This window comes from Sporolactobacillus inulinus (assembly GCF_006539285.1).
Classification (GTDB): domain Bacteria; phylum Bacillota; class Bacilli; order Bacillales; family Sporolactobacillaceae; genus Sporolactobacillus; species Sporolactobacillus inulinus.
Genome location: NZ_BJMS01000002.1, coordinates 56,986 through 79,757 on the forward strand (window position 1 = coordinate 56,986; position 22,772 = coordinate 79,757).

The following is a 22,772-nucleotide window of genomic DNA, read 5'->3' on the forward strand; positions in this document are numbered from 1 at the left end:
ACAGGGTTTAGGAGTACTCTCTCTTTTCAGATTGAAAAGGAAATAAGCAGATCTGTTGATAATTGGGCAATTTACCTGGACAAACTTGAAAGAGCGATACCGCGGATACGGGCCACTGTTTTCCAGCAAGCTCATGATGCGCCTCAGGCAGCTGTGTCGGAAGGTCGCCGCCTGCCCAGCGTTTCGCGAGTGTGATATGTGGATGGTACGGGCGGTTCTCCAATCGCACGCCAAGCGGAGCCACTGCTTGCGCAATTGCAGCTTGAAGCTCAGTAAGCCGTTCTGTTTCTTTTAATGAAGCAAATAAAACGCGTGGATGCCTACGATCACCAAACCCATCGATTTCTGACAAGGCGAGCGTAAATGGCGTCCAGTTCTCCGAAATTTGCTGTACTGCTTGTACAATTGCCGTGCGCTGCTCGGAAGCCAGTGCGCCAAAAAAGAGGAGCGTGATATGATAATCACGAGCGTCGGTTTTATGCTTATAAGCAGCAGCTTCAAGATATGAGCGGGCAGCATGATGTAACGTTTCCCGTAACGCATCCGCAACAGGAATGCCTAAAAAATAATGATTGGACATGGAATACCTTCTCTCCATAGATGTACTTGTTCCGTTATAACCTAGAATACCCACTATTTTTATAAGGAATGCTTATCAATAGTCGACCCAAGTTCACTTCATCCTGTATAATAGAACCATTACTATTGGAATACTTCATCCTCATGAACGCGAACATAATGAGAAGCATCCAACGAAGAAAAGGGAGAAAACAACGATGAAACCTGCTCAATCTATTGATGAACTGGTCGGTCAAACGCCGATGGTTCGTTTAAATCGACTGCCCGATCCAAACGGAGCAGCAATCTACGCCAAGTTAGAGTACTTCAATCCAACCAAAAGTGTCAAAGATCGTGCAGCACTAAATATGATTATCGACGCTGAAAAACGAGGAATCATTCAGAAAGGGGCAACGATCATTGAGCCAACATCTGGAAATATGGGTATTGGCCTTGCGATGGCTGCAGCAGCTCGCGGCTATAAAGCGATGATCGTCATGCCGGACACAATCACCCAAGAACGGATCAATTTATTGAAAGCCTTCGGCGCTGACGTGGTTTTGACCTCAGGAAGAAAAAAAATGCCCGGCGCAATCGAAAAAGCAAAAGAACTTGCTGAAGTGCTGCCGAACAGCTACATGCCGATGCAATTTGAAAACCAGGCAAATCCTGAGGCGCACCGTAAAACAACTGCCGCTGAAATCATCAGTGATATTCAAGAACTGAACCGCCCGCTCTGCGCGTTCATTGGCGCAGCAGGTACGGGCGGCACAGTATCCGGCACAGGGCGGGCTCTAAAAGAGGCTTTCCCCGAGATGACGGTACATATCTGCGAACCGACCGGGTCACCAGTGTATTCCGGGGGAAAACCGGGACGTCATAAAATTGTTGGAACAAGCCCAGGCTTTATTCCAGATACCATGGACATGTCGCTCATCGATGAAATTATCGACGTCAGCGATGACGATGCTTACGAAATCACGCGCAGATTAGCCAGTGATGAAGGGATTCTCTGCGGACCTTCTTCAGGTGCATCGGTATATGTCGCACTGCAAGTCGCTCGCCGCTTCAAACCCGATCAAATCGTTGTCTGTATGATCAATGATACAGGTGAGCGTTACTTGTCCGGAGATATTTTCCCACATTAATGAAACAGCACGCCCAAGAAAGCTATGGGCGTGCTGTTTTTTTACAAGATAAGAAAGTAGATGATTTTGCCCCGTCTTCAAACCAATAGCCCAGTGTCTTGGCCGAGCATCAAAGCGGAGGTGCTCTGGCGCCTGCGGGAACAGCGTGCCAGCGAGCAGCTGGAGTGTCGTCCGTGCACAACGCGGAAATAAGGACCGGGCGTATTTTGCCCGGTTTTCTTACTCGATTTCTTGTATTAGTAAGCATTCAGAAGTCCATTTGTTGAGAAGCATAGCGCTATTCTACGGATAGATGTTTTTTTCCAGCAAAATATTTGACATTTCAAAATGTAGCGTTATATTTATACTGTTGACAGAAAATTATGTGACCTCAAGGCGCAATAAAACGGTTTATTGGCGCATAGAGTCAGACAATATGTAGATCCAGTCGGTGTAATCGCGTCGTTCAATACGTTTCGAATTCTATTGTACAACAAAATTCAATGTATTTACTCTTGCTTGAATATTTCGCTCAGTAAAAGACATATCTTTTATTGATAAATAATCTGGGGAGTGGTGACTTGGGTCCTTCAACTGATCGTATGCTAAATCGTGTTAAGTCCGTTTATTTGTTCATTCGAAATCAAGGTACGGTTACGACAAAGGAGTTAGTTGAAGAATTTGACATGACACAGAGAACAATGCAGAGAGATCTTAATATTCTCACCTATAATAATTTGGTAAAAAGTCCCCGCCGAGGACAATGGACGGTAACAGAAAAGAAGGTAAAGGTTTCTTGAGCTGCTTGTACGCAGCTCTTTTTATTTTGCAGGGGCACATGGGCAAAAATCATTTTGAAGCATAGACTATGGATGAACAAACCGACATTTCAAGGAGGATCATCATCTATGTTTTCAAATGAAGAACATTCTGCTTTTCCGCAAGACGTGAGTGCCTATCAGCCTGCGTCGGCACCACGAGGATGGATTGATCAAACCGCGCCTAATTCTAATCAGCAAGCCGCAACAATTCCGTCAGAACAATCAAATGCTTCATCTTCGCCGTTTCTTGATACTAAGGGTACAGCGAATCCTTATGCAGAAAACGGCTTTGTCTGGAACGGATCATCACAAGACGATGCAAGTAGACAGTTTCAGCAGCCTCCGCGTCCGCCTCGTCCGCCATTTAATCCACAACAATTCGATCGCAGATTAGATCGTCTGGAACGTTCGCAAGCACGGACGGACCGCGAAATTCAGAACCTTGACCGGCGCGTGCGGGCCATTGAACGGAGACTTGGTTTTCCAATTCCTCCAATCGGTGGACCTGGATTCCCGCAACGATAAACTGTTTTTCACACATAAAGCCCAAAAAAGGTGCCTCACCGTCACTACTGACAATGAGACACCTTTTTCCCATCAAATCTTTTATTCGGTCCTGCGCTTTCTCATTCCGCCGACCACACGGCGCAGCAAACCGGTCCATCGGGAAAGAAAAAGGTACACGGCTGCACCAACCACAACACTAACCATCACGACAAGCAATGCAATTCCTCTACCACTTGGAATCGAACCACCGAATAAGAGAAAGATTAACTGGATTGCAAGAGCCATTACTGCCGTATAACCAACGATATGTATCACCTGCTGACCGATCGCCGAGTACTTGTAACCGGTCGCTTGTTTAATCGCAATTAAATTAATAAGGATGCAGACCGCATAGCCAATATCGGTTGCAAGGATCGGACCGACCATACCAAATACTTTCATAAATAACGGATTTAGCAGGATTTTAAAAATGACTCCTGCGCAAAGGCTGATCAAAGTGACACGCTGCCGATTAATCCCTTGAAGGATGGACGCTGTCACCTGGAACAAAGCAAAGAAAATCGCGGTCAACGCGTACCATTGCAGAATGCGTCCGCCAATCAGCAAGTCGTGCAGGTTAATTTCAAAGAGCAAACCGTGAATCATATACCCCAAAGAAGAAAGACCAACCGCCGCCGGTAGTGTTAAAAACAACACAAGTTCAAACGCTTGCGTTATTTTGTGATTGACTTCGTTAATATCTCGCTTTGCATAAGAATTGATGATCGCCGGAACAGCACTGACAGCAAGCGATGTTGCAAGCGTTACCGGAATCATCACCATCTTTTGATCATTAACCGTTAAATCGGTAATCACGAGCTCCTTGACTTGCGCGCTGTACCCTAAGTAATGGTACGCCATGAATTGATCAATCAATTGATACAGCTGCATCGAAATCCCAACCGCAACAAAAGGAATGGCATAATTGACTAACTCGCGATACATCGATAAATAGGATATTTTCTTTCTTCTCTGTACCGTTTGCTTCATCTGTGACATACGTCCGCGCCGCGCCACCCAATAATGCAGCATGACATAAAGGCCGCCAACCGCTCCGACAAATGCTGCGAAAGTGGCAAGTGCGGCGGCGGTAACCGGCGAACCCTGAAAGACTTTAATCACGAGAAACGCGCCGATTAAAATGAATGCAATCCGGACAACCTGCTCAACAATCTGGGAAACCGCTGTCGGACCCATTGACTGATAGCCTTGAAAATACCCGCGCATCAGGCTCATGACCGGGACAATCAGAATGGCAATACTAACCACACGAATAACCAAGATCACATCATTGATTCTGTTTGCCGGCAAGCCGTAAGCAGCAGCAATATGCGGTGCCCCGATAAAAAGAATCAGAAAACCAATCAGCCCGGTTACCGCCATTAACAGAAACCCGGATTTAAGCAGCCGCCTTCCGGATTCATAGTCGCCAATCGCATTATACTTTGAAACGTATTTTGACACAGCTAGTGGAAGCCCCATCGTCGATACACTCAGCATAATGCCATAAGGAGTATAAGCGATCCCATAGAGAAAAGTCCCTTCTGTACCGGTTAACGCGTTATATGGAATGATAAAGAAAATCCCAAGCAAACGTGAAACAATTGAGGCGACTGTTAAAATCATGGCACCTCGGATCATTTTCGATGCGGACATCTGTCAACGCTCCTAATCTTCAATTGGGCGCTTGGCCCACAACTCTTTGTATTTTACCACAATATTACGATTGTACCGCATGGCTTCGACATGGTCGTACTTTATTTGTAACATTTTGTCGAAAAAAGGGCGCGGCCTCGGGCAGTCCAGGATCCTCCTCAGACATGCTGGTACCTGCGGAGTCTCTCTTGGCTCGCGATCAACAGAGCCGCTCCGCAGGCGCCCGAGCATCTGTGCGTTTGATGCACTGCCCTTTGCGTGACCAAGAATCATATACTTACTCTCTTTACCTGCAAAAAAACCGCTCCTATGCGTTCGCACGGAAAGCGGTTTTTATGAAGGCCTTTTTTCTATTATTTTGCGACGATATTAACCAATTTATCTGGAACCGCAATCACTTTTTTCACTGATTTGCCCTCGAGACGTTCTTTAATCCGTTCGTCATTCAATGCAATTTCTTGAAGACGTTCACGCGCAACCCCTTTATCAACTTGGAACCGTGTACGGATCTTTCCGTTCACCTGAACGATGATTTCAACTTGATCTTCAACCAATTTTTTCGCATCGAACGACGGCCACGATGATTTTTCAATCGAATCTTCATGACCAAGCAGCGACCAAATTTCTTCACTGATGTGTGGTGCGATCGGCGAAAGCAGTTTGATAAACCCTTCTGCCATCGATGCAGGAATCGTTTCTTGTTTGTACGCTTCGTTAATGAAGGTCATCAATTGCGCAATGCCGGTATTGAAGTGCATGATCTCATAGTCTTCCGTTACCTTTTTCACGGTCTGATGGTACACTTTCTCAAAAGCCTCGTCGGTTGAACCCGTTTGTGTAATGTTTTCAGCCAAACCACCCTCTGGGCTGACAAAGAGTCTCCAGATACGATCGAGAAAACGGCGAGCACCGTCAATCCCTTTTTCAGACCAGGCAACGGCGGCATCGATCGGCCCCATGAACATTTCATAGAGACGCAGCGTGTCTGCGCCATGAGAGCCTACAATTTCATCCGGATTAACCACATTCCCTTTGGATTTACTCATCTTTTCATGATTGCTGCCAAGGATCATGCCCTGGTTGACCAGTTTCTGGAACGGTTCTTTTGTTGGCACGACGCCAAGATCATAAAGTGCTTTATGCCAGAAGCGCGCATACAGCAAGTGCAGTACGGCATGTTCTGCACCGCCAACATACAGATCAACCGACATCCACCGTTTCAACTTTTCTGGATCCGCAAGTTTCTCAGGATTATGCGGATCGACATAGCGAAGGAAGTACCAGCTGCTGCCTGCCCACTGAGGCATCGTATTGGTTTCACGGCGTCCTTTCATCCCGGTTTCCGGATCAATGATATTGATCCAATCGGTGTCATTTGCTAGCGGTGATTCGCCTGTTCCGGATGGCTGGATGTTTTCGGTTTTCGGCAAGCGCAGCGGCAGTTCTTCTTCCGGAACCGCTTTGAGCGATCCGTCCTCCATATGAATGATCGGGATCGGTTCGCCCCAGTAACGCTGACGGCTGAACAGCCAGTCACGCAGGCGATACGTAATTTTACGATTTCCGACTTTATGCGCTTCAAGCCAATCGATCATTTTCGTAATCGCTTCTTTTTTGCCAAGTCCATCTAGGAACCCAGAGTTCACGTGTTTGCCCTCACCGGTGTATGCTTCTTTCGACAGATCGCCGCCGGCAACCACTTCAATGATCGGCAGGTGGAATTTGGTTGCGAATTCATAGTCGCGCTCATCATGCCCAGGAACCGCCATAATCGCACCGGAGCCGTACGTGATCAGAACGTAATCGGCAATCCAGATCGGCACTTTTTTGCCATTGACCGGGTTAATCGCATACGCACCGGTAAAAGCACCCGTTTTCGTTTTTGCAAGATCCGTACGTTCAAGATCGCTCTTAGCAGCCACTTCTGCGCGGTAGTGATCAATACTTTCTTTTTGTTCCGGAGTGACGATTTTATCAATGAGTCTGTGTTCGGGAGCGAGAACCATATAGGTTGCTCCGAACAGCGTATCCGGACGTGTGGTAAAGACGGTTACCTTTTCATCATCGTGACCATCAATTTGGAATTGAACCTCGGCACCTTCAGAACGACCGATCCAGTTGCGCTGCATTTCTTTAATGCTCTCCGGCCAATCCAAGTCTTCAAGGTCTTTAAGCAGGCGATCGGCGTAAGCGGTGATCTTAAGCATCCACTGCTTCATGGGCTTGCGGACGACCGGGAAGCCGCCGCGTTCACTTTTTCCATCGATAACCTCTTCATTTGCAAGTACCGTTCCAAGTGCCGGGCACCAGTTTACCGGTACTTCGGCAATGTAGGCGAGCCCTTTTTTGTAAAGCTGCAGAAAGATCCATTGCGTCCATCGATAATACTCCGGATCTGTCGTATTGATTTCACGATTCCAGTCGTACGAGAACCCGAGTGATTTAATCTGCCTTTTGAATGTTGCAATATTTTTCTTGGTGAATTCGGCAGGATCGTTGCCTGTATCAAGCGCATATTGCTCGGCCGGAAGTCCGAAGGCATCCCAGCCCATCGGATGCAGCACTTCAAAGCCTTGCATCCGTTTCATCCGCGCCATAATATCCGTTGCCGTATACCCTTCCGGATGACCAACATGCAGTCCCTTTCCTGATGGATAAGGAAACATATCCAAAACATAATATTTCGGTTTATCCGATCCATCATCTGTACGAAACGTTTGATGCTCATCCCAGAATTTTTGCCATTTTGTTTCAATTTTTCGGTGATCAAATGCCATTGCCATGGCGATTTCCTCCTTTTAAATCCTGCATCGTCAAAATAGATTGTGAAAAACAGAAAAACCTCTCGCCCCAACAGTTTGTCAGGGACGAGAGGTTGATGACTTGTTTTATTCCCGCGGTACCACCCAGATTAGCATGAGACATCAGACGTCCATGCTCGCTTAATCCCTGTAACGCGGGCTGCGTCGGGATACCCAATGATGGGCCCTCCCGCACCTCCGAAGCGAGTTCGTCTGCTTACCGTATCGGCTCACACCAAGCGCCGACTCTCTGAAAACCGCTCACAGGCTACTTTTCTTCATCATCAGTATTCGTTCGTTTTAGGTTGTGTATCTATTTTATTGATATTGCAATCAGATGTCAACTCAGGTCGGAAAAAAGTTAATCGTTTCCGTTGCTTTAATGGAATCACTGAGAAAAATGATGGATTTTGCAGCTCGGCGCGGCCGGCTTAACCGCTTTATGTTTCAGCGAATGTCTGCTAGAATGTCCCATAGGTTTAGTGAAGGGAGCACGCGAAATGGCGGAGCAAAAATGGCCGGCTCATTATGGGCCGGAGAAAAGGTACTATACATGGAATACCTATTTAAGGGACAAGTTCGGAAGCAAGGTATTTAAAGTGCCGCTTGACGGAGGGTTTGACTGCCCGAATCGCGATGGAAAAGTTGCCTGGGGCGGCTGTACCTTTTGCAGTCAAAAGGGCTCGGGTGATTTTGCGGGGAACCGCAGAGACAGTCTCGCCACTCAGTTCAAAACAATTAAAGAACAAATGAAAACAAAATGGCCGCATGCCGACAAATACATCGGCTATTTTCAAGCCTTCACAAATACTTACGCACCGGTTGACGTGCTTCGTGAAAGTTACGAGACGGTTTTGGAACAGGAGGGCGTTGTCGGATTGTCGATCGCCACTCGCCCCGACTGTCTGCCTGATGAGGTCGTTGCTTACCTTGCCGAGTTAAACACGCGCACCTTCTTGTGGCTGGAACTAGGCCTGCAAACCGTTCACGACGAAACAGGACGTCTGATCAACCGCGCACATGATTATGACTGCTTTGTCGAAGGCGTTGCGAAACTGCGTAAACACAACATTCCCGTCTGTGTCCATATCATTGACGGATTGCCGAAAGAAACACCGGAGATGATGCTTGAGACCGCTAAAGCCGTAGCCAAACTTGACGTGCAAGGCATCAAGATCCATCTGCTTCACCTTCTGAAAAAAACGGCAATGGTCAAGCAATACGAAAAAGGCATGCTCCAATTTCTCGATTTCGATACATATGTTCAGCTTGTTTGCGACCAGTTGGAAATCCTGCCCCCAGATATCATCATTCATCGTTTGACCGGAGATGGACCGGCAGACTTAATGATCGGTCCGATGTGGAGCCTGAATAAATGGGAAGTTCTCGATGCCATTGACGACGAATTAAAACGCCGCGACAGCTGGCAAGGCAAATTTGCCGACATGCCGCTGCAAAATCAGGATTAAATACTTTGCCTGATTCTCCGGTACAGCCATCCGTTAACAAAGAAAAACAAGCCGCTGCCACCCGATTTGCGAATCAATTTCCGGGCAAGAACACGTACATTGCGCTGTTTGGCAACCTTGCGATCGGCGAGGTAAATCCCAAGCAGCCCGCGATTGATCATCTTGTGGAAGTTCTTGTCCGGCATCGTGTCAATCGCTGCGTCTGCTTCCTCGATAAAGTGTTTTAAACGATCCATCATCTCTTGATCATTCGGATAATAGAAGCAAAAATTCAGATCGCCTTCGATTCGATCCTCTTCTTGATCGACAAAATAATCCATCAAGATATGAAGCCCTTGAACCCAAGGAAAATAGCTATCCTTAATCTTTCCAACAAGCAGCTTCATTTCATCGCCGCGTGCCGCTGCATAGGCAACAATGCAAAAAATCCCCAGCGTTGATCCGGAACACGCAGCAAATTCATACCAGCTCATCTCAGGCAGATGAGCTTTATTTTTTTGAAACCATTCCATCAGCCTAGGCACGCGCTGATCGCGGACCACATGCTTATGGACTTGCAGATCACAATAAAAACCGGCAAGTTGGTGGAGTGCCGGTTGAATGCTTTTCAGTGCGGTCAGTTCCGACAGTACCTTCTGACAGGTTTGAACCAACGCTTCCAAATAGCCTCCATCCTGCTGCTGGCTGCGGTAGCGATAATAATTTTCAGGCTTCACGTCCGGCGTCAAGGCATGCAGCATCGACCGGTGCAAACAGCGAAAATCTTCAGGATCGAGTGACGTGCTGCGATCGCATAGATTGTCCAAATAATCGCTAATCGTTTGATAAGCGACGATAAATGCAATAATATCTTTTCGCTTGTCTTCAGCAATTAAGCTATAGATTGCACCACCTTCACAATGGAAGGTCTTGGATTCAATACTGGACAGTGCCTGTTTGCGCAGTTCCGGGTCAGGAATTTTGGATGCCTTTTCCTTCCACCTTTTTAGTTCACGATGGACCTCAGGAAGCACTTTTGTGTAGATTTCTGCCATCAATTTCAATGGCCGTGATGGTACCGTCATCAACATCCCTCCAATAAATACATGCGGAGCATTGTTCGTGCTGCCGATCACATATCTATCAATTATTATAGCAAACGATAAATCAATCTATGCGGGTTCAAAAACAAAAAGCTTTTCACACCCAGAGGTATGAAAAGCAATAGAACAAAGATCAATTATTGGTTCTGTTCGCTCGCTTGGATTTGCTGTTTCAGAATTTCAGCCTTGTCCGTATTCTCCCAAGGAAGTTCGATATCGGTACGGCCAAAATGCCCGTACGCTGCCGTTTGTCGATAAATCGGCCGACGCAAGTCAAGCATTTTAATAATGCCTGCCGGACGAAGATCAAAATTACGGCGAATTAATTGAACAAGCTGTTCTTCCGTTGCTTTTCCGGTACCAAATGTGTCAACCGAGATGGACACAGGCTCTGCAACACCAATTGCATAGGCAAATTGAATCTCACATTTTTCAGCAAGACCCGCTGCGACAATATTTTTTGCGACATACCTGGCGGCGTAAGAAGCCGAACGATCTACTTTGGTCGCATCTTTTCCAGAGAATGCACCGCCGCCGTGCCGCGCATAGCCGCCGTACGTATCGACAATGATTTTGCGTCCGGTTAAACCGGCATCTCCTTGAGGTCCGCCAATGACAAAACGTCCCGTCGGATTAATGAAAAATTTCGTTTTCTCATCAATTAACCCGGTCGGAACAGTTGGGTCAATAACATGATGATGCAAGTCGTTCTTTATCTGTTCTTCTGTCGCTTCCGGATCGTGCTGAGCAGAAATAACAATCGTGTCGATACGCTCCGGATGCCCGTCTTCATCATACTCAACGGTCACCTGCGTTTTGCCGTCCGGACGAAGATAGCCAATCGTGCCGTCTTTGCGCACATCGGACAGACGTTTCGCCAGCTTATGCGCAAGCGCGATCGGAAGCGGCATCAATTCAGGGGTTTCGTTAACTGCAAAGCCGAACATTAACCCTTGATCACCGGCACCAATTGCTTCGATCTGATCCTCAGTCATCGTTCCTTCTCGTGCTTCAAGCGCTTGATTCACGCCTTGGGCAATATCCGCGGACTGTTCCTCAATCGAGGTCAGAATTGCGCAGTTTGACGCGTCGAAACCATATTTCGCATTTGTATAGCCGATTTCCTGGATTGTATGGCGGACCACTTTTGGAATATCAACATAAGTTGATGTAGATATCTCACCCGTTACAAGGACCAGTCCGGTATTGACAACGGTTTCGCAGGCAACCCGTGCATTTGGATCCCCTTTCAGCAATTCATCAAGAATTGCATCGGATATTTGATCACAGATTTTATCCGGATGACCTTCCGTTACCGACTCGGAAGTAAATAATCGTCTTGAATACTTTTTCGTCACAGTACTTCACCCTGCCTTTCAAACATTATATACAAAATGGTGTCAACGGTACCCGATCCCTCTGCTTTTGTTTTCAAGGCATGAAAAAAGCCTACTCCAATGAAAGGATAGGCCGATTCTTATCGCGCGCCTCTTATTATCAGAATAACGAGAAGATCATCCTCGTTATTCTGCAGGTTAGCACCGTGCCGTATGCGACCGGTTGCTGGGCTTCATCGGGCCTGTCCCTCTGCCTACTCGGAATAAGAGCAGCCGTATTTGATTCCTATCATAACTTAGGGAATTAAAACTGTCAACGCATTTTAAGAAGCAAAAAAGGTGGGCTTCACCCTAAGAATCCGCTCGATTTATGTCCTTATCTTTGTCTTGCGGAATACGGAATGAGTCGGTAGAATAAAAGTATAACCTAATCATTATAATGTGTGATACAAATCAGATCCGACGATCTTGTCAAAGGAAGGGATGTTGAAATGAATGACGCGTCTTTAGAAAATCCTGTCGCTAAATTGCTCCATACTGGGCAGATCCATATTAATTTGCCCGTTCCTGAATTGATTGAACATGCGCTTCGAAGAAATGAAGGGGTATTATTAGCAAACGGCGCACTTGCCGTATCAACCGGAAAATACACGGGCAGATCGCCAAAAGACCGCTTTATTGTCAGTGACGAACAAACACGGGATCAAGTGGATTGGCAACGAAATCAGTGCATAAATGAAACCGTTTTCACTAAACTCCGCCATAAGCTTGCCGATTATTTAAACACGCGAGAAGAAACCTATGTCTTTCGCGGGTTTATTGGCGCTGCGCACAAACACCGTCTTGCCATCCAAGTTGTCAATGAATATGCCTGGCAGAACCTGTTCAGCCGGCAATTGTTTATCGAGCCGTCTGAAGAAGAGCTAGAGAACCATCATCCGCAATTCACCATCCTTTCAGCTCCGGGATTTAAAGCAGATCCCGTAATTGACGGCACGCGTTCCGAAGCATTTATTATTCTCTCAATCAAGCACCGCACCATCCTCATCGGGGGCACCGAGTATGCCGGAGAGATCAAGAAATCACTCTTCACCATCATGAATTTCCTGCTTCCGCAAAAAGGGATTCTGCCAATGCACTGTTCCGCCAATCAAGGACAAAACGGAAAATCAGCGCTGTTCTTCGGCCTATCCGGTACCGGAAAAACAACCTTATCCAACGCATCAGGAAGACCGTTAATCGGTGACGATGAGCATGGCTGGTCAAGTGAAGGAATCTTCAATTTTGAAGGCGGCTGTTATGCAAAAACCATTCGTTTGTCGCCTGAAAAAGAACCGCAAATCTACAACAGTATTAAATTTGGTACCGTACTTGAAAATGTCGCCTTTTCCGATAAAAGTCGGCTGCCCGATTACGCTTCTGCGCAGCGGACCGAGAATACACGTGCCGCTTTTTCTTTGCAAAACGTTGCCGGTGCGAAACAACCAAGCGTCGGCGGACATCCGTCAGCGATCATTTTTCTAACTGCCGATGCATTTGGTGTCCTTCCGCCAGTCAGCATTCTTTCTCCCGAACAGGCCATGTATTATTTTCTATCCGGTTATACAAGCAAACTGGCAGGTACCGAACGGGGCGTAACCGCTCCAGAAAAAACATTTTCAACCTGTTTCGGTGCCCCTTTCATGCCGCTTCCAGCGCCTTGTTACGCGGATCTTCTGGGTCAGCTGATGCACAAGCATAATGTAAGCGCTTATCTAATCAATACCGGTTGGACCGGTGGACCGTACGGGATCGGCAAACGCATCCGCCTTTCCGATACACGAACAATCGTTCAGTCTGCTTTAGATGGGCAACTGAACAATGTCGCTTGTTTAACTGATCCGATCTTTCAACTGCGGATCCCAACAACTTGTCCCGGAATTTCCAATCCCATCCTGCTTCCTTGGAAAACATGGGCGAACCAAACCGATTATCAACAAGCCGCAAATCAGTTGGCACATGCTTTTCATGCGAACTTTAAACAATTTGCCGCACAAACGTCCGAACGGATTCGCTGCGCCGGTCCGGCATTGCGGTGATATTGCCTGCTTGACTGAAACGGAGCAGCAGTCTCATCCCCTTATATCGCTTCATCTTCTTACAGGAATCATTTAAAAAGCAGGCGTCTCACAGTCCAAGCGGACTTTGGGGCGCCTGCTTTATCCATTGAAACCGCTTCACACAGTCACTGGAAGCCATTCTTTTTGCCGTACGGCGTTTAACGCATCAATGAAAACCCGATCTTTCATGATGAAACTAAATTGTTTCTCGTCTTTGATCGAATTCGGAAATGAGCGGATCAATTTCGGCCCATCCGTTTCCAGATAGTCCTTTTTGAATTCCATCCGATCAATTTCAGCAAAATAGATATTTTTAATGATCCGTTCTGCTTGCCATTCGACTTGATATTGACCGATAAAAAAGAGTTTCGCCACATGAGCGCCTGTCTCTTCGAAAACCTCCCGCCGCGCGGCTGCCTCCGGTTGTTCTCCAGATTCGACTTTTCCTCCCGGGAACTCCAAACCGCGTTTTGAATGTCTTGTCAGCAGCCACTGATGATTAAAGCGGCAAACCACCCATACATGTCTTGGATCCTTTGAAAAGGGTTCTGCTAAAAGTGCCAGTGTCACTTTATTTCCATAAAAATCAGGAAAACTAAGTTGTTTACCCACCTGGCAGTCACCTCCGTATCACCCTCTGTCCTCGCGGGTGATACACCTATTTTATCAAAAAAATCACATCGCCTCTAAATGATTTTCCGAATTCAACCAATCTCTTCGTGCATACTCCTCTGATAATTACTCCATTCACGCTCCAGCTCAGACAGTGTCCATTCATTGAGACGCTCGGTTTCCGGCACAGCTGAATGATCCCTTAACGCTTGTATCAACTGTTTTTTCCGATTTTCGACGGCTCTTCTCAACTGGTTAACATGCATAAACGACGGACTCGCCTCCAGAAAACGGTTACATTATTTTGCTGACGGCGATCCTTCCTCCTTTCTTTTCTCATCCCTTTGTTTTTCGGTTGCTCTTTCCAATTCCAGTATGCACCGAAGGCGTATTTTTAATCGCTAGTATACAATAAAAGCGCTTACATTGATACTATTTAGCCTAGGCATCCGCTCATTTTTCCTACATTGTGCGGGTTTATTTATTTTTTTAACAGGAAATAGGTTTATTTACCAATGAAAGCGGCAATAGTATGAATAACCCTAACCCCAATTCACTTTTTGATTAGTCCGCATCGTTATTGCGGATATTTTTCTGCAAAAAAAAGCGCTGCTCGCGCTCAAGCTTGTACCATTCTTTTTTCTTCAACTTCTTTTTTAAACTGCTGTTTCTCCGCTTTGCTCATTTTTTTGTACTTGTTAATAAATGCTTCATAGTTCGGCATGACCTCAGACATTAACCCATATTGCTCAACATGTCCATATTGAACCCAAAGTGCTTTCTCGCAAAACTTCTTCATTTGACCAATGGAGTGGCTAATAAAGAAAATGGTTTTTCCGCGTTCCTTAAATTCATTCATCTTATCCAAGCATTTATCGGCAAAGGTTCGATCCCCAACCGACAGTGCTTCGTCAATAACCAGTATATCCGGATCGATGTGGATGGAGATCGCGAACCCGAGCCGCGAACGCATCCCGCTGGAGTATGTTTTCACCGGTTGATCAATAAAATCACCGATGTCGGCAAATTCAATAATTTGTGGGGTCAAGGCAATGATCTGCTTTTTATCAAAACCAAGCATCAAACATTTGAGTTCAATATTTTCACGTCCGGTCAGCTCATTTTTCAATCCGGATTGAATGGCGATCAACGACGCCTCGCCATTTACCTGTACCGTGCCGCTCGTCGGTGGAATAATACCTGAAATAATATTAGATAAGGTCGATTTTCCCGACCCATTGACACCAATGATGCCGATCACATCGCCTTTTTCCGCTTCAAAACTGATATCATGCAACGCGTAAAAAGATTTTCCATAACTTTTTGGCAAAATCAAATCCAATAGTTTTTCGGAGTTTTTTGTGTACATTTTATATTTTTTTGATACATTTTTTACAATCACTGATTTTTCCATGAGTTGAGATCTCCTTATAAATAATCAACGAAATGATCTCTAAATTTAAGATGAATAAATGAACCGAACATAAGCAAGACCAAAATGAAACACCAGAAATATACGGTGTAGCTCATGTGTTCAATTCCATACCACGAGGTTCCTAATATGGACGCTCGATAGCCTTGAATTAAATAGTACATAGGGTTCAACAACAGAAGTTGCTTCAAAATGGCCGGTACTTTCTCGAGATAGGACTGTTCCCATAGAATTGGTGTCAAATAGAACATCATCCGCATCACCGAGATCAAAATTTGATGTACATCGCGAACGATTGTTGAAAGCGTTGACGTAATTAAAGAGATTGAAAATAAAAACATGAGCGCCCCAAACATAAAATAGGGCAACTGAACAAGATACAGCGTTGCCTTGAAATCGGTAAACTGCATGATCACCAAAATAATTCCCGTCAAGATCAAGTGCTGGTACAGTTTTTCGAAAATGACATAGCTTGGTATCGCGCTCATCGGAAAATTCATTTTTGCAATAAAGCGAATCCGTGAATAGATTGACTTCGATCCTTGAATCACCGCCGGCTGCAAGAAAAACCAGAGAATAATCCCCGCAATAAGCCACGTAATATAAGGAGCACGTTCCCCATTTTCAAGAAGTACATCGCCGCGTCCGCTGATATAGCCGAAGACGAGCCAATAAACAAAAATTTGAATCATTGGATTGATAATGATCCATGCCATCCCTAGATAATTGTTGCTGTTTTCACTTTTTAACTCATAAAGGGACAGACGCCTGATCAGATACAGGCTTTTCATTTGTTCTTGAATAACTTTCCATGCTGATTTCATATCCAAATCCTTCCACTCGTCACCAATTTACATTTCTCCTTCAATACTTTAACACAGCTCTTTTAAAAAAGAAAACGACAGTTTTTGAGAAAGGCACAACCCATCCTCTTGAAAGATTGGAATAATACGATCATTCTCGGGAAAACTAATACTAAATGTGAATGACGAACGACAAAGGAAGGTTCTTATGTATACGCTGCTCTATACGTCCTACTTTGGTCTGCTTTTCATTTTCTTACTTTTTGTCGGTTTTCGTATTTCGATGGGTGAGATGATCTTGATTTATCTGTTGATCTGCTTTCCTTGCATCATGCCTTTTGTGGTCCTTTTATTAGATCAGCCGTATGATGAACGCAAAAAAGCAGAGAAAATGGAACGGGATGCAAATTAACATGAAACGAGGGGTTATTCGTGTTTTGGAAAAACAGTAAAAAAAAGAATGACCAAGGTCCGGCACAGCCCTCAAAAAGCATAGCTGATCTACTGGTTCAGCTCGAAACCAATCCTGATTTCAATCATTTCTGTCATAAAAGCAAAACGCTTACCTGTTGGATTTCATACATTAACACAGTGGTGGATTTAGAGTACATCCACAGAGACTTGTTGCCGGCGCTTTATTCCGAACGCGTGCAGTGTATGAAAGACATTGCTCAGGTCGTTCCCATTGATAAATTAATCGAGACAAGGGATTTATCCGTCATTCAGACAAGTCTGCTTGACGGTTATTTCATGATTCAGCCGTCGAAGCGTTCGCAACACGTCTATCTTATTCCCTGCCCAAAAAAACAAGCGCGACAAGTCGCAGATACGGAAGTCGAAACCAGCATTGTCGGTGCGCACGACAGCTTTGTAGAATCGCTGGAAACTAATATCAACCTGGTACGATCGCGCATTCCGATTCCCCAATTTAAAGTTGAGGAACAGCGCATTGGCAAACTGTCGCGAACGCGAATCTCCATTCTCTATATTGAAGGACTCGCGAATAAGGCTAATCTGAATACGACTAGGCAAAGAATCACCGATTTGGAAACGGTCAGCGTAATCAATGCCAACATGCTTGCTTTAATGATTGGCGACAATAGTCAGTCTTTTTTTCCTCAATTCATCGATACTGAGCGTCCCGACCGTGTCAGCGGCGCCCTTTACGAGGGAAAAATTGCCGTGCTCGTGGATGGTTCTCCGAGTGCACTGATTCTACCAAGTACAATTGTTGAGTTTTTTTCAACCATCGACGACTATTCATTGAACTGGCCGATCGCATCCTTATATCGGCTGCTGCGCTTGTTTGCCGTTGCCTTTTCCGTCATTTCTTCATCGCTGTACGTTGCGGCACTGACCTACCACTATCAATTAGTACCCAAAGATTTACTGGCAACATTGATCGTTTCGCGCAGTTCCGTTCCTTACGATCCGATCATTGAAGTGCTGCTGCTTGAAGTCATGATTGAACTGCTTCGCGAAGCAGGCGTGCGCCTGCCGACAAAGGTTGGCCAGACCATCGGTATCGTAGGCGGTATTGTCATCGGCACCGCTTCCGTTCAAGCCGGTGTAACAAGTAATATTCTGCTAATTATTATCGCGATGTCGGCACTGGCTGCCTTTATCACACCGAACTATCGGATGGCAACAACGATTCGTCTCATGCGCTTTCCATTTATTTTGGCTGCGCAGATGTTCGGTTTGATCGGTGTCGGCCTTTGCTTTATGTTTTTCGTCTGCCACTTGTTAAAACTGACCTCGCTTGGCCGACCGTTTATTGAACCCATCTACCCAATGCGCGTTACAGACTTGAAGGACAGTTTCATCCGTTTGCCAAGCAACATGCAAGGACAACGTCCGCTATTTCTGCGCACCGCTGATAAAAACCGTGTGAATCTGCATCGCACAATGCAGAAGAAAGGCAAAGCGAAGCCGGATATTGATGAATAATTACCTTTCTCTAAATGGAGGGTCTGACGCTCTATGAATGATAAGATAAAACCTGCACATCAAGTTGGTCCTGTTTCTGCCTTTTTTATTCCACAGGTCATGCAGATTGGAATCGGTTATCTCTCGTTCCAGCAAATCATAACCAAGTATAGCCAGCAAGACGCATGGCTCGCATCGCTCATCAGCGGTGCTCTTAGTCTTGGCATTCTTTGGGTTGTTCTGCGCCTTCTGGAGAATGAACGTCAATTCGGTATGCCCGACCTTTTTTCGATCCATACCCGTATTTTCGGAAGACGTATCGGAACCATACTGAATCTCTTCACCGTTACGCATGTGCTCCTCTTCGCCATTAGGAGTTTACGTAGTTACATTGAAATTGTACATGTATGGGTGTTTCCGCAAATGTCAATGTTTCTGTTTTCGCTTATCTTTTGTCTCATTGCCTGGTATATTGTCAGCGGTGGCATGCGAACGATCGCCGGCGTCTGTCTGCTCAGCTTCATCTATTTGGTGCCGCTGAGTATCCTGACTCTCTTTATTGTCCCTCATGCTCAGTTCGAAAATTTGCTGCCCCTGATTGACCACTCGCCGGCAGCACTGCTGAAGTCTTGTTATGAACTCACGCATGTGTATTTGGGGTTTGAATTGCTGCTTTATGTCTATCCGTTTATCAGTAATCCGCGCGAAGCACGTAAATGGGCGTTTCGCAGTGCACTGACAACCGTTTATTTTTATACAACAACGCTCATTCTTGCGATTGCTTATTTCAGTCAAGGCGAGCTGCAGAACACCATTTGGCCGACGGTCGCTTATTGGAAAAGTGTCCGCTTTCCTCTTGTTGAACACATCGATATCATTGCGATTGTTCTTTTGCTGTGGGCCACCATCCCTAAAGTCTGCTTATGCAGTTGGATTATCGCTCGAGCTGTAAAATTCACAGTACCAAAGATTAAAATGAAATATTCGCTGATCGTTATTCTCGCTTTGTTTATTGCAGGGACCACGATGATCCGAACCGGACTCCTAGTGAAGCAATTAAACGTTGCGTATACAAGGTACGGTGCACTGATTATCTATATCTATCTTCCAATCCTCTTGTTTTGTCAGTGGATTAAGAAAAAACGTGGAAGGAGCGCTGCATCATGAAACAAAAGGCCGCCCTTATTGCGCCTTTGATCGCTTTGCTTCTTCTGTCCGGGTGTTTGCCAACAAGCATCATCGATGATGTTCTGCTGGTTGAAGCAGAGGGTATTGACTATCTTGGTGATGGGAAGGTGATGGGAACCGTTTCCATGCCGAACTATGCGGCAAATCCAAACCCTGGCAGCGGCGGCGCCGGTCTGCCCACGACCGCATCGATGCTGCGTCATCTTAGCGGAGTGACCTACGACGGCAAATCACTTGTTGACCGCTTTCAACCATCCGGACAAATGCCCCTTCGCGTAGGAAAATTACGGCTCATGCTGTTTAATACGGCCATGGCAAAAAAAGGGCTGTACAAACAGATTGATTTAAGAAATCGCGACCCTGATGCACCGCGCGATATGAGTTTAGCGGTTGTAGAAGGCAGCTGCCGGAAAATGCTGACATCTGCGGACTATCAAACACAAATTCCGGTTGCCCGTTATATTCAAGATATGATTGAACAAAACAGTGAGCATAATTATCCGGAAAGTACATTGGAGACCTTCATGTACGCCTATTATGGCGACTATATGGATCCGTTTCTTCCTATAATTCGTAAGCAAGGCGACCATATCGAGATGTACGGACTTGCCTTATTTAAGGGTGACAAATACGTCATGCGCCTTAGCGAGAACAGAGTGTTCACGTTTAAAATGCTCTTTCAAAAATTTAGTCAAGGAGTCTATGACTATGAATTTGCCCCGAACAAACACATTGCTTTAAAAAACGTCCATACCAATGTGAACTATAAAGTTAAAAATGGAAACAGTTCTTCTCCGGACATTTATGCTTCGGTTAACGTTCGTGCACAAATCAGACAGGCTAATCCGGGAAGTATCAGCAAATCAACCGGTCCGGGTATGGAGAAAAAGCTGAACAAACATATGGCTAAAGAAGCCGTTCAGCTCGTTCACCGTTTTCAAAGGAAACGAATCGATCCGCTTCAACTCGGGCAGCATGTGCGCAGCTATACACGCAATTTTGATGGAAAGTCATGGCCGGAACGTTACCCCAACGCCCGTTTCCACTGCAAGGTCGATGTAACCATTAGACAAACGGGTATTTCGGAGTAATCATCAGCCCTATTTAGAGATAAGCAAACCTTCAAGCATAAAATTTGATAAATTTCTGAAAAAGGACTATACTGAAGATTAGTAACAGGAAAGGGGATTTTTATCTATGGGATTTAATCGAGGCCCGCAAGAACCGGTTCCTGAAGCAGAAACAGCAATTTGGACATGTACCAATGATTCATGCTCCGGATGGATGAGAGACCAATTTTCATTCGATACGCACCCGACATGCCCACTTTGCCACTCGGAAATGAAAAAAGAAACGAAGATGTTACCGGTCATTGATTAAATTTCCGGTTACACAATTGAGCGAGAAGAAGCATATAGAGCAGGACGATTTTTTCCGTTACTATGGGGAAAAGTCGTCCTGTGTTTCTTTGTTCCCTCATCTATGCAACAACACGAACAAACACGCTTAGGGACACCTCAATTTTTTTAAAAATTATCTGAAATGGTTTTCAATCGCTTTAAACCTTCATAGCCTGATAGAAGCGGTGTAAAGGGAAACACTATTTGAACGTATCATCTCCATTTGCCGGCGTTTTACGGTACAATAGACAGGTAGGACAGAAGGTGATCTTGTGAAACTGACAAAAATGAAAAGGAAATATGCGGATCGACGCGGCTGGCGGCGCATCATTTCGAGCCATACACAAAAGAAACAAGTCATGTGGCCAGCCTTTCACGGCGAAGCAGTTCTGATTCAATTTAACGAAATCAAAGCACCCTTGTCGGTTGTATACGGCGGCACGCGTACAAAAACCGTTGATAAAAATTATTCATGGCTGCAGCTTTTCCCGGCGCATTCACCTCATTATGTACTCACAGCCATGTTTAACGCCAATCACAAGCTGGTTCAATGTTATTTTGATGTCGTGCATCAGGTCGGCAAAGATGATCAAGGGACCCCTTGGTTCGATGATCTGTACCTCGACTTGATCCTCTTTCCAAACCATCGGCTCTATTTAGTGGACGAAGACGAACTGAATGAAGCGCTGGAAAAAGGGATTATTAATCAAGCAATGTATCGACGTGCTTGGCGGACTGCACGCAGGCTCAAAGCATTGATCAGCGCGAATCCCGATTATTTTCTTGATTTGGTACGCAAGATAAGAAACACGTTTCCAAACTAATTTAGTGGAGGCTCATCGATGAATCTCTTGATTGCCCAGATGCAGGAAGACGATTTTCCGAACTATTTAGCCCATACCTCTCAAGAATATGCCAAGGAAAAAATAAAAACCGGAACTTGGCCTGCTGATCAAGCGCTGATACTGGCGCAGGCTGAAATAAGAAGCCTTCTGCCTCAAGGCATGCATACGCCGAACCACCACTTTTTGTCACTTATTGATGAAAGCGGAATCAAATTGGGCATCTTTTGGCTGCACCTTGCGCCTGTACAAAAAGAAGCATTTATCTATGACTTCGAGATCTACGAACCTTTTCGCGGACATAAATTAGGTCAACTGGCGATGCAAAACTTATTCGATTATTGCCGAGCATTGGGCATCTGCAAAATCAGTTTGCACGTCTTTGCCCATAATCAACGTGCCTATCACGTTTATAAAAAGCTTGGGTTTATTGAAACGGATATTAATATGACCAGGCTGCTTCACTAAGCTAGATAAGAAAAACAGCATTCTGACCCTTAATTGAGTAATAATAGGCGGAGGTTTTTCGGTTATATGCGGAACGGAGCGCGTTTCGGGGTAAATAAGCGGAGATTTTCCGATTATGCAAAGCAAAATCCCCCATTTTCACGTTTTTCAAGTGAATAAGCGGAAGCTCTCCGTCTAATTAAGCTATTCTTTAGTTTATTTTCGAATTAAGGGGAATTTTTCCTTCTATTTACTTCTGCAGGATGCGGCTTGGAGCTTTCAATCTTTTGTCTGACGGGCACTTCAACTGCTCGCATCTAGCGTGCATAAGCCTACCGCTGTGATCGCACACTAAGGATTAGGGGGTGTGGGATCATGTCTGAAGCAAGAAGAAAAGAATACCGTTCAAACAAAGGTGCGACAGCATCGAGCGTGACGCCTTCAGGGCGTGCCAAGGATGACAAACAAGCACCGGTTTCTAAGCTCGAAGAACGTGCACGCAAAAATAAATAAATCAAAAAGCAGCCGGATCTCTTCTCCGGCTGCTGCCTTTTTATAGGATAAGAAAGTATAGGATTTTACCCTGACTTCAAACCATTAGACCCGTGTCTTGGCCAAGAATC

22 protein-coding genes, 1 riboswitch and 1 other annotated feature are annotated in these 22,772 nt (G+C 45.5%); of the genes, 13 read left to right on the top strand and 9 right to left on the bottom strand.

What is annotated here, in order from left to right:
• Nucleotides 1-7 precede the first annotated feature (7 nt).
• Nucleotides 8-580, bottom strand: a complete 573-nt coding sequence (thpR, locus tag SIN01_RS00475) for an RNA 2',3'-cyclic phosphodiesterase (protein ID WP_010027451.1) — start codon at nucleotides 578-580, stop codon at nucleotides 8-10.
• A gap of 196 nt (nucleotides 581-776) precedes the next feature.
• Between thpR and cysK the strand changes: the two genes are divergently transcribed.
• The 3 genes from cysK (at nucleotide 777) to SIN01_RS00490 (ending at nucleotide 3,031) form a co-directional block, all read left to right on the top strand.
• Nucleotides 777-1,706: a cysteine synthase A gene (gene cysK, locus SIN01_RS00480; RefSeq protein WP_010027452.1), complete on the top strand. Its 930-nt coding sequence runs from the start codon at nucleotides 777-779 to the stop codon at nucleotides 1,704-1,706.
• 560 nt (nucleotides 1,707-2,266) lie between these two features.
• On the top strand, nucleotides 2,267-2,485 hold the full coding sequence (locus SIN01_RS00485; protein WP_010027347.1) for a DeoR family transcriptional regulator: 219 nt from the start codon (nucleotides 2,267-2,269) through the stop codon (nucleotides 2,483-2,485).
• Between the two features lie 108 nt (nucleotides 2,486-2,593).
• A complete protein-coding gene (locus SIN01_RS00490) occupies nucleotides 2,594-3,031 on the top strand; it encodes a hypothetical protein (RefSeq protein ID WP_010027345.1) in 438 nt (145 codons plus the stop codon).
• An 81-nt stretch (nucleotides 3,032-3,112) separates the two neighbouring features.
• Here SIN01_RS00490 and SIN01_RS00495 read toward each other — a convergent pair whose 3' ends face one another.
• Complete coding sequence (locus SIN01_RS00495) at nucleotides 3,113-4,708, bottom strand: putative polysaccharide biosynthesis protein (protein ID WP_010027344.1); 1,596 nt, start codon at nucleotides 4,706-4,708, stop codon at nucleotides 3,113-3,115.
• A 353-nt stretch (nucleotides 4,709-5,061) separates the two neighbouring features.
• Nucleotides 5,062-7,485, bottom strand: a complete 2,424-nt coding sequence (gene leuS, locus SIN01_RS00500) for a leucine--tRNA ligase (protein WP_010024992.1) — start codon at nucleotides 7,483-7,485, stop codon at nucleotides 5,062-5,064.
• Nucleotides 7,486-7,568: 83 nt separating this feature from the next.
• Nucleotides 7,569-7,803, bottom strand: a binding site (T-box leader).
• 206 nt (nucleotides 7,804-8,009) lie between these two features.
• Here leuS and mnmL point away from each other — a divergent pair.
• Nucleotides 8,010-8,978 carry a tRNA modification radical SAM protein MnmL/YtqA gene (gene mnmL / locus SIN01_RS00510; protein ID WP_010024994.1) on the top strand — a complete coding sequence of 323 codons (969 nt, stop codon included), beginning with the start codon at nucleotides 8,010-8,012 and terminating at the stop codon, nucleotides 8,976-8,978.
• Here the strand turns inward: mnmL and tbcS are convergent.
• Both tbcS and metK read right to left on the bottom strand, forming a co-directional pair.
• Nucleotides 8,975-10,042 carry a tetraprenyl-beta-curcumene synthase gene (gene tbcS / locus SIN01_RS00515; protein ID WP_010024995.1) on the bottom strand — a complete coding sequence of 356 codons (1,068 nt, stop codon included), beginning with the start codon at nucleotides 10,040-10,042 and terminating at the stop codon, nucleotides 8,975-8,977. The two genes, mnmL and tbcS, sit on opposite strands and share 4 nt — an antisense overlap.
• A 155-nt stretch (nucleotides 10,043-10,197) precedes the next feature.
• Nucleotides 10,198-11,418, bottom strand: coding sequence for a methionine adenosyltransferase (metK, locus tag SIN01_RS00520; protein ID WP_010024996.1), 1,221 nt, complete (start codon nucleotides 11,416-11,418; stop codon nucleotides 10,198-10,200).
• Between the two features lie 130 nt (nucleotides 11,419-11,548).
• A riboswitch (SAM riboswitch) is annotated at nucleotides 11,549-11,667 on the bottom strand.
• A 221-nt stretch (nucleotides 11,668-11,888) separates the two neighbouring features.
• Between metK and pckA the strand changes: the two genes are divergently transcribed.
• Complete coding sequence (gene pckA / locus SIN01_RS00525) at nucleotides 11,889-13,475, top strand: phosphoenolpyruvate carboxykinase (ATP) (protein WP_010024997.1); 1,587 nt, start codon at nucleotides 11,889-11,891, stop codon at nucleotides 13,473-13,475.
• Between the two features lie 138 nt (nucleotides 13,476-13,613).
• Here pckA and ytkD read toward each other — a convergent pair whose 3' ends face one another.
• The 4 genes from ytkD to SIN01_RS00545 all read right to left on the bottom strand — a co-directional run bounded on the left by ytkD (nucleotide 13,614) and on the right by SIN01_RS00545 (nucleotide 16,364).
• Complete coding sequence (ytkD, locus tag SIN01_RS00530; RefSeq protein WP_010024998.1) at nucleotides 13,614-14,108, bottom strand: RNA deprotection pyrophosphohydrolase; 495 nt, start codon at nucleotides 14,106-14,108, stop codon at nucleotides 13,614-13,616.
• A gap of 92 nt (nucleotides 14,109-14,200) precedes the next feature.
• Entirely contained in the window at nucleotides 14,201-14,374 is a 174-nt protein-coding gene (gene fbpA, locus SIN01_RS00535) for a Fur-regulated basic protein FbpA (protein WP_010024999.1), read from the bottom strand.
• Between the two features lie 353 nt (nucleotides 14,375-14,727).
• Complete coding sequence (gene tagH / locus SIN01_RS00540) at nucleotides 14,728-15,522, bottom strand: teichoic acids export ABC transporter ATP-binding subunit TagH (protein WP_010025001.1); 795 nt, start codon at nucleotides 15,520-15,522, stop codon at nucleotides 14,728-14,730.
• 14 nt (nucleotides 15,523-15,536) lie between these two features.
• Nucleotides 15,537-16,364 (bottom strand): ABC transporter permease, encoded by an 828-nt coding sequence (locus SIN01_RS00545; RefSeq protein ID WP_010025003.1) that lies wholly within the window; start codon nucleotides 16,362-16,364, stop codon nucleotides 15,537-15,539.
• Between the two features lie 187 nt (nucleotides 16,365-16,551).
• Here SIN01_RS00545 and SIN01_RS00550 point away from each other — a divergent pair, with 187 nt between their 5' ends.
• The 8 genes from SIN01_RS00550 to SIN01_RS14905 all read left to right on the top strand — a co-directional run bounded on the left by SIN01_RS00550 (nucleotide 16,552) and on the right by SIN01_RS14905 (nucleotide 22,662).
• On the top strand, nucleotides 16,552-16,755 hold the full coding sequence (locus SIN01_RS00550; RefSeq protein WP_010025004.1) for a hypothetical protein: 204 nt from the start codon (nucleotides 16,552-16,554) through the stop codon (nucleotides 16,753-16,755).
• 20 nt (nucleotides 16,756-16,775) lie between these two features.
• A complete protein-coding gene (locus tag SIN01_RS00555; protein WP_010025005.1) occupies nucleotides 16,776-18,293 on the top strand; it encodes a spore germination protein in 1,518 nt (505 codons plus the stop codon).
• Between the two features lie 33 nt (nucleotides 18,294-18,326).
• A complete protein-coding gene (locus SIN01_RS00560; protein WP_010025006.1) occupies nucleotides 18,327-19,439 on the top strand; it encodes a GerAB/ArcD/ProY family transporter in 1,113 nt (370 codons plus the stop codon).
• Nucleotides 19,436-20,551 (top strand): Ger(x)C family spore germination protein, encoded by a 1,116-nt coding sequence (locus SIN01_RS00565; protein WP_010025007.1) that lies wholly within the window; start codon nucleotides 19,436-19,438, stop codon nucleotides 20,549-20,551. Before SIN01_RS00560 ends, SIN01_RS00565 begins: the two co-directional genes overlap by 4 nt.
• A gap of 106 nt (nucleotides 20,552-20,657) precedes the next feature.
• Nucleotides 20,658-20,840: a cold-shock protein gene (locus SIN01_RS00570; RefSeq protein ID WP_010025008.1), complete on the top strand. Its 183-nt coding sequence runs from the start codon at nucleotides 20,658-20,660 to the stop codon at nucleotides 20,838-20,840.
• A 292-nt stretch (nucleotides 20,841-21,132) separates the two neighbouring features.
• On the top strand, nucleotides 21,133-21,684 hold the full coding sequence (locus SIN01_RS00575) for a ribonuclease FAU-1 family protein (RefSeq protein ID WP_010025009.1): 552 nt from the start codon (nucleotides 21,133-21,135) through the stop codon (nucleotides 21,682-21,684).
• A gap of 18 nt (nucleotides 21,685-21,702) precedes the next feature.
• Nucleotides 21,703-22,170 (top strand): GNAT family N-acetyltransferase, encoded by a 468-nt coding sequence (locus SIN01_RS00580; RefSeq protein WP_010025010.1) that lies wholly within the window; start codon nucleotides 21,703-21,705, stop codon nucleotides 22,168-22,170.
• Nucleotides 22,171-22,524: 354 nt separating this feature from the next.
• Complete coding sequence (locus SIN01_RS14905; protein WP_156994741.1) at nucleotides 22,525-22,662, top strand: hypothetical protein; 138 nt, start codon at nucleotides 22,525-22,527, stop codon at nucleotides 22,660-22,662.
• Nucleotides 22,663-22,772 lie beyond the last annotated feature (110 nt).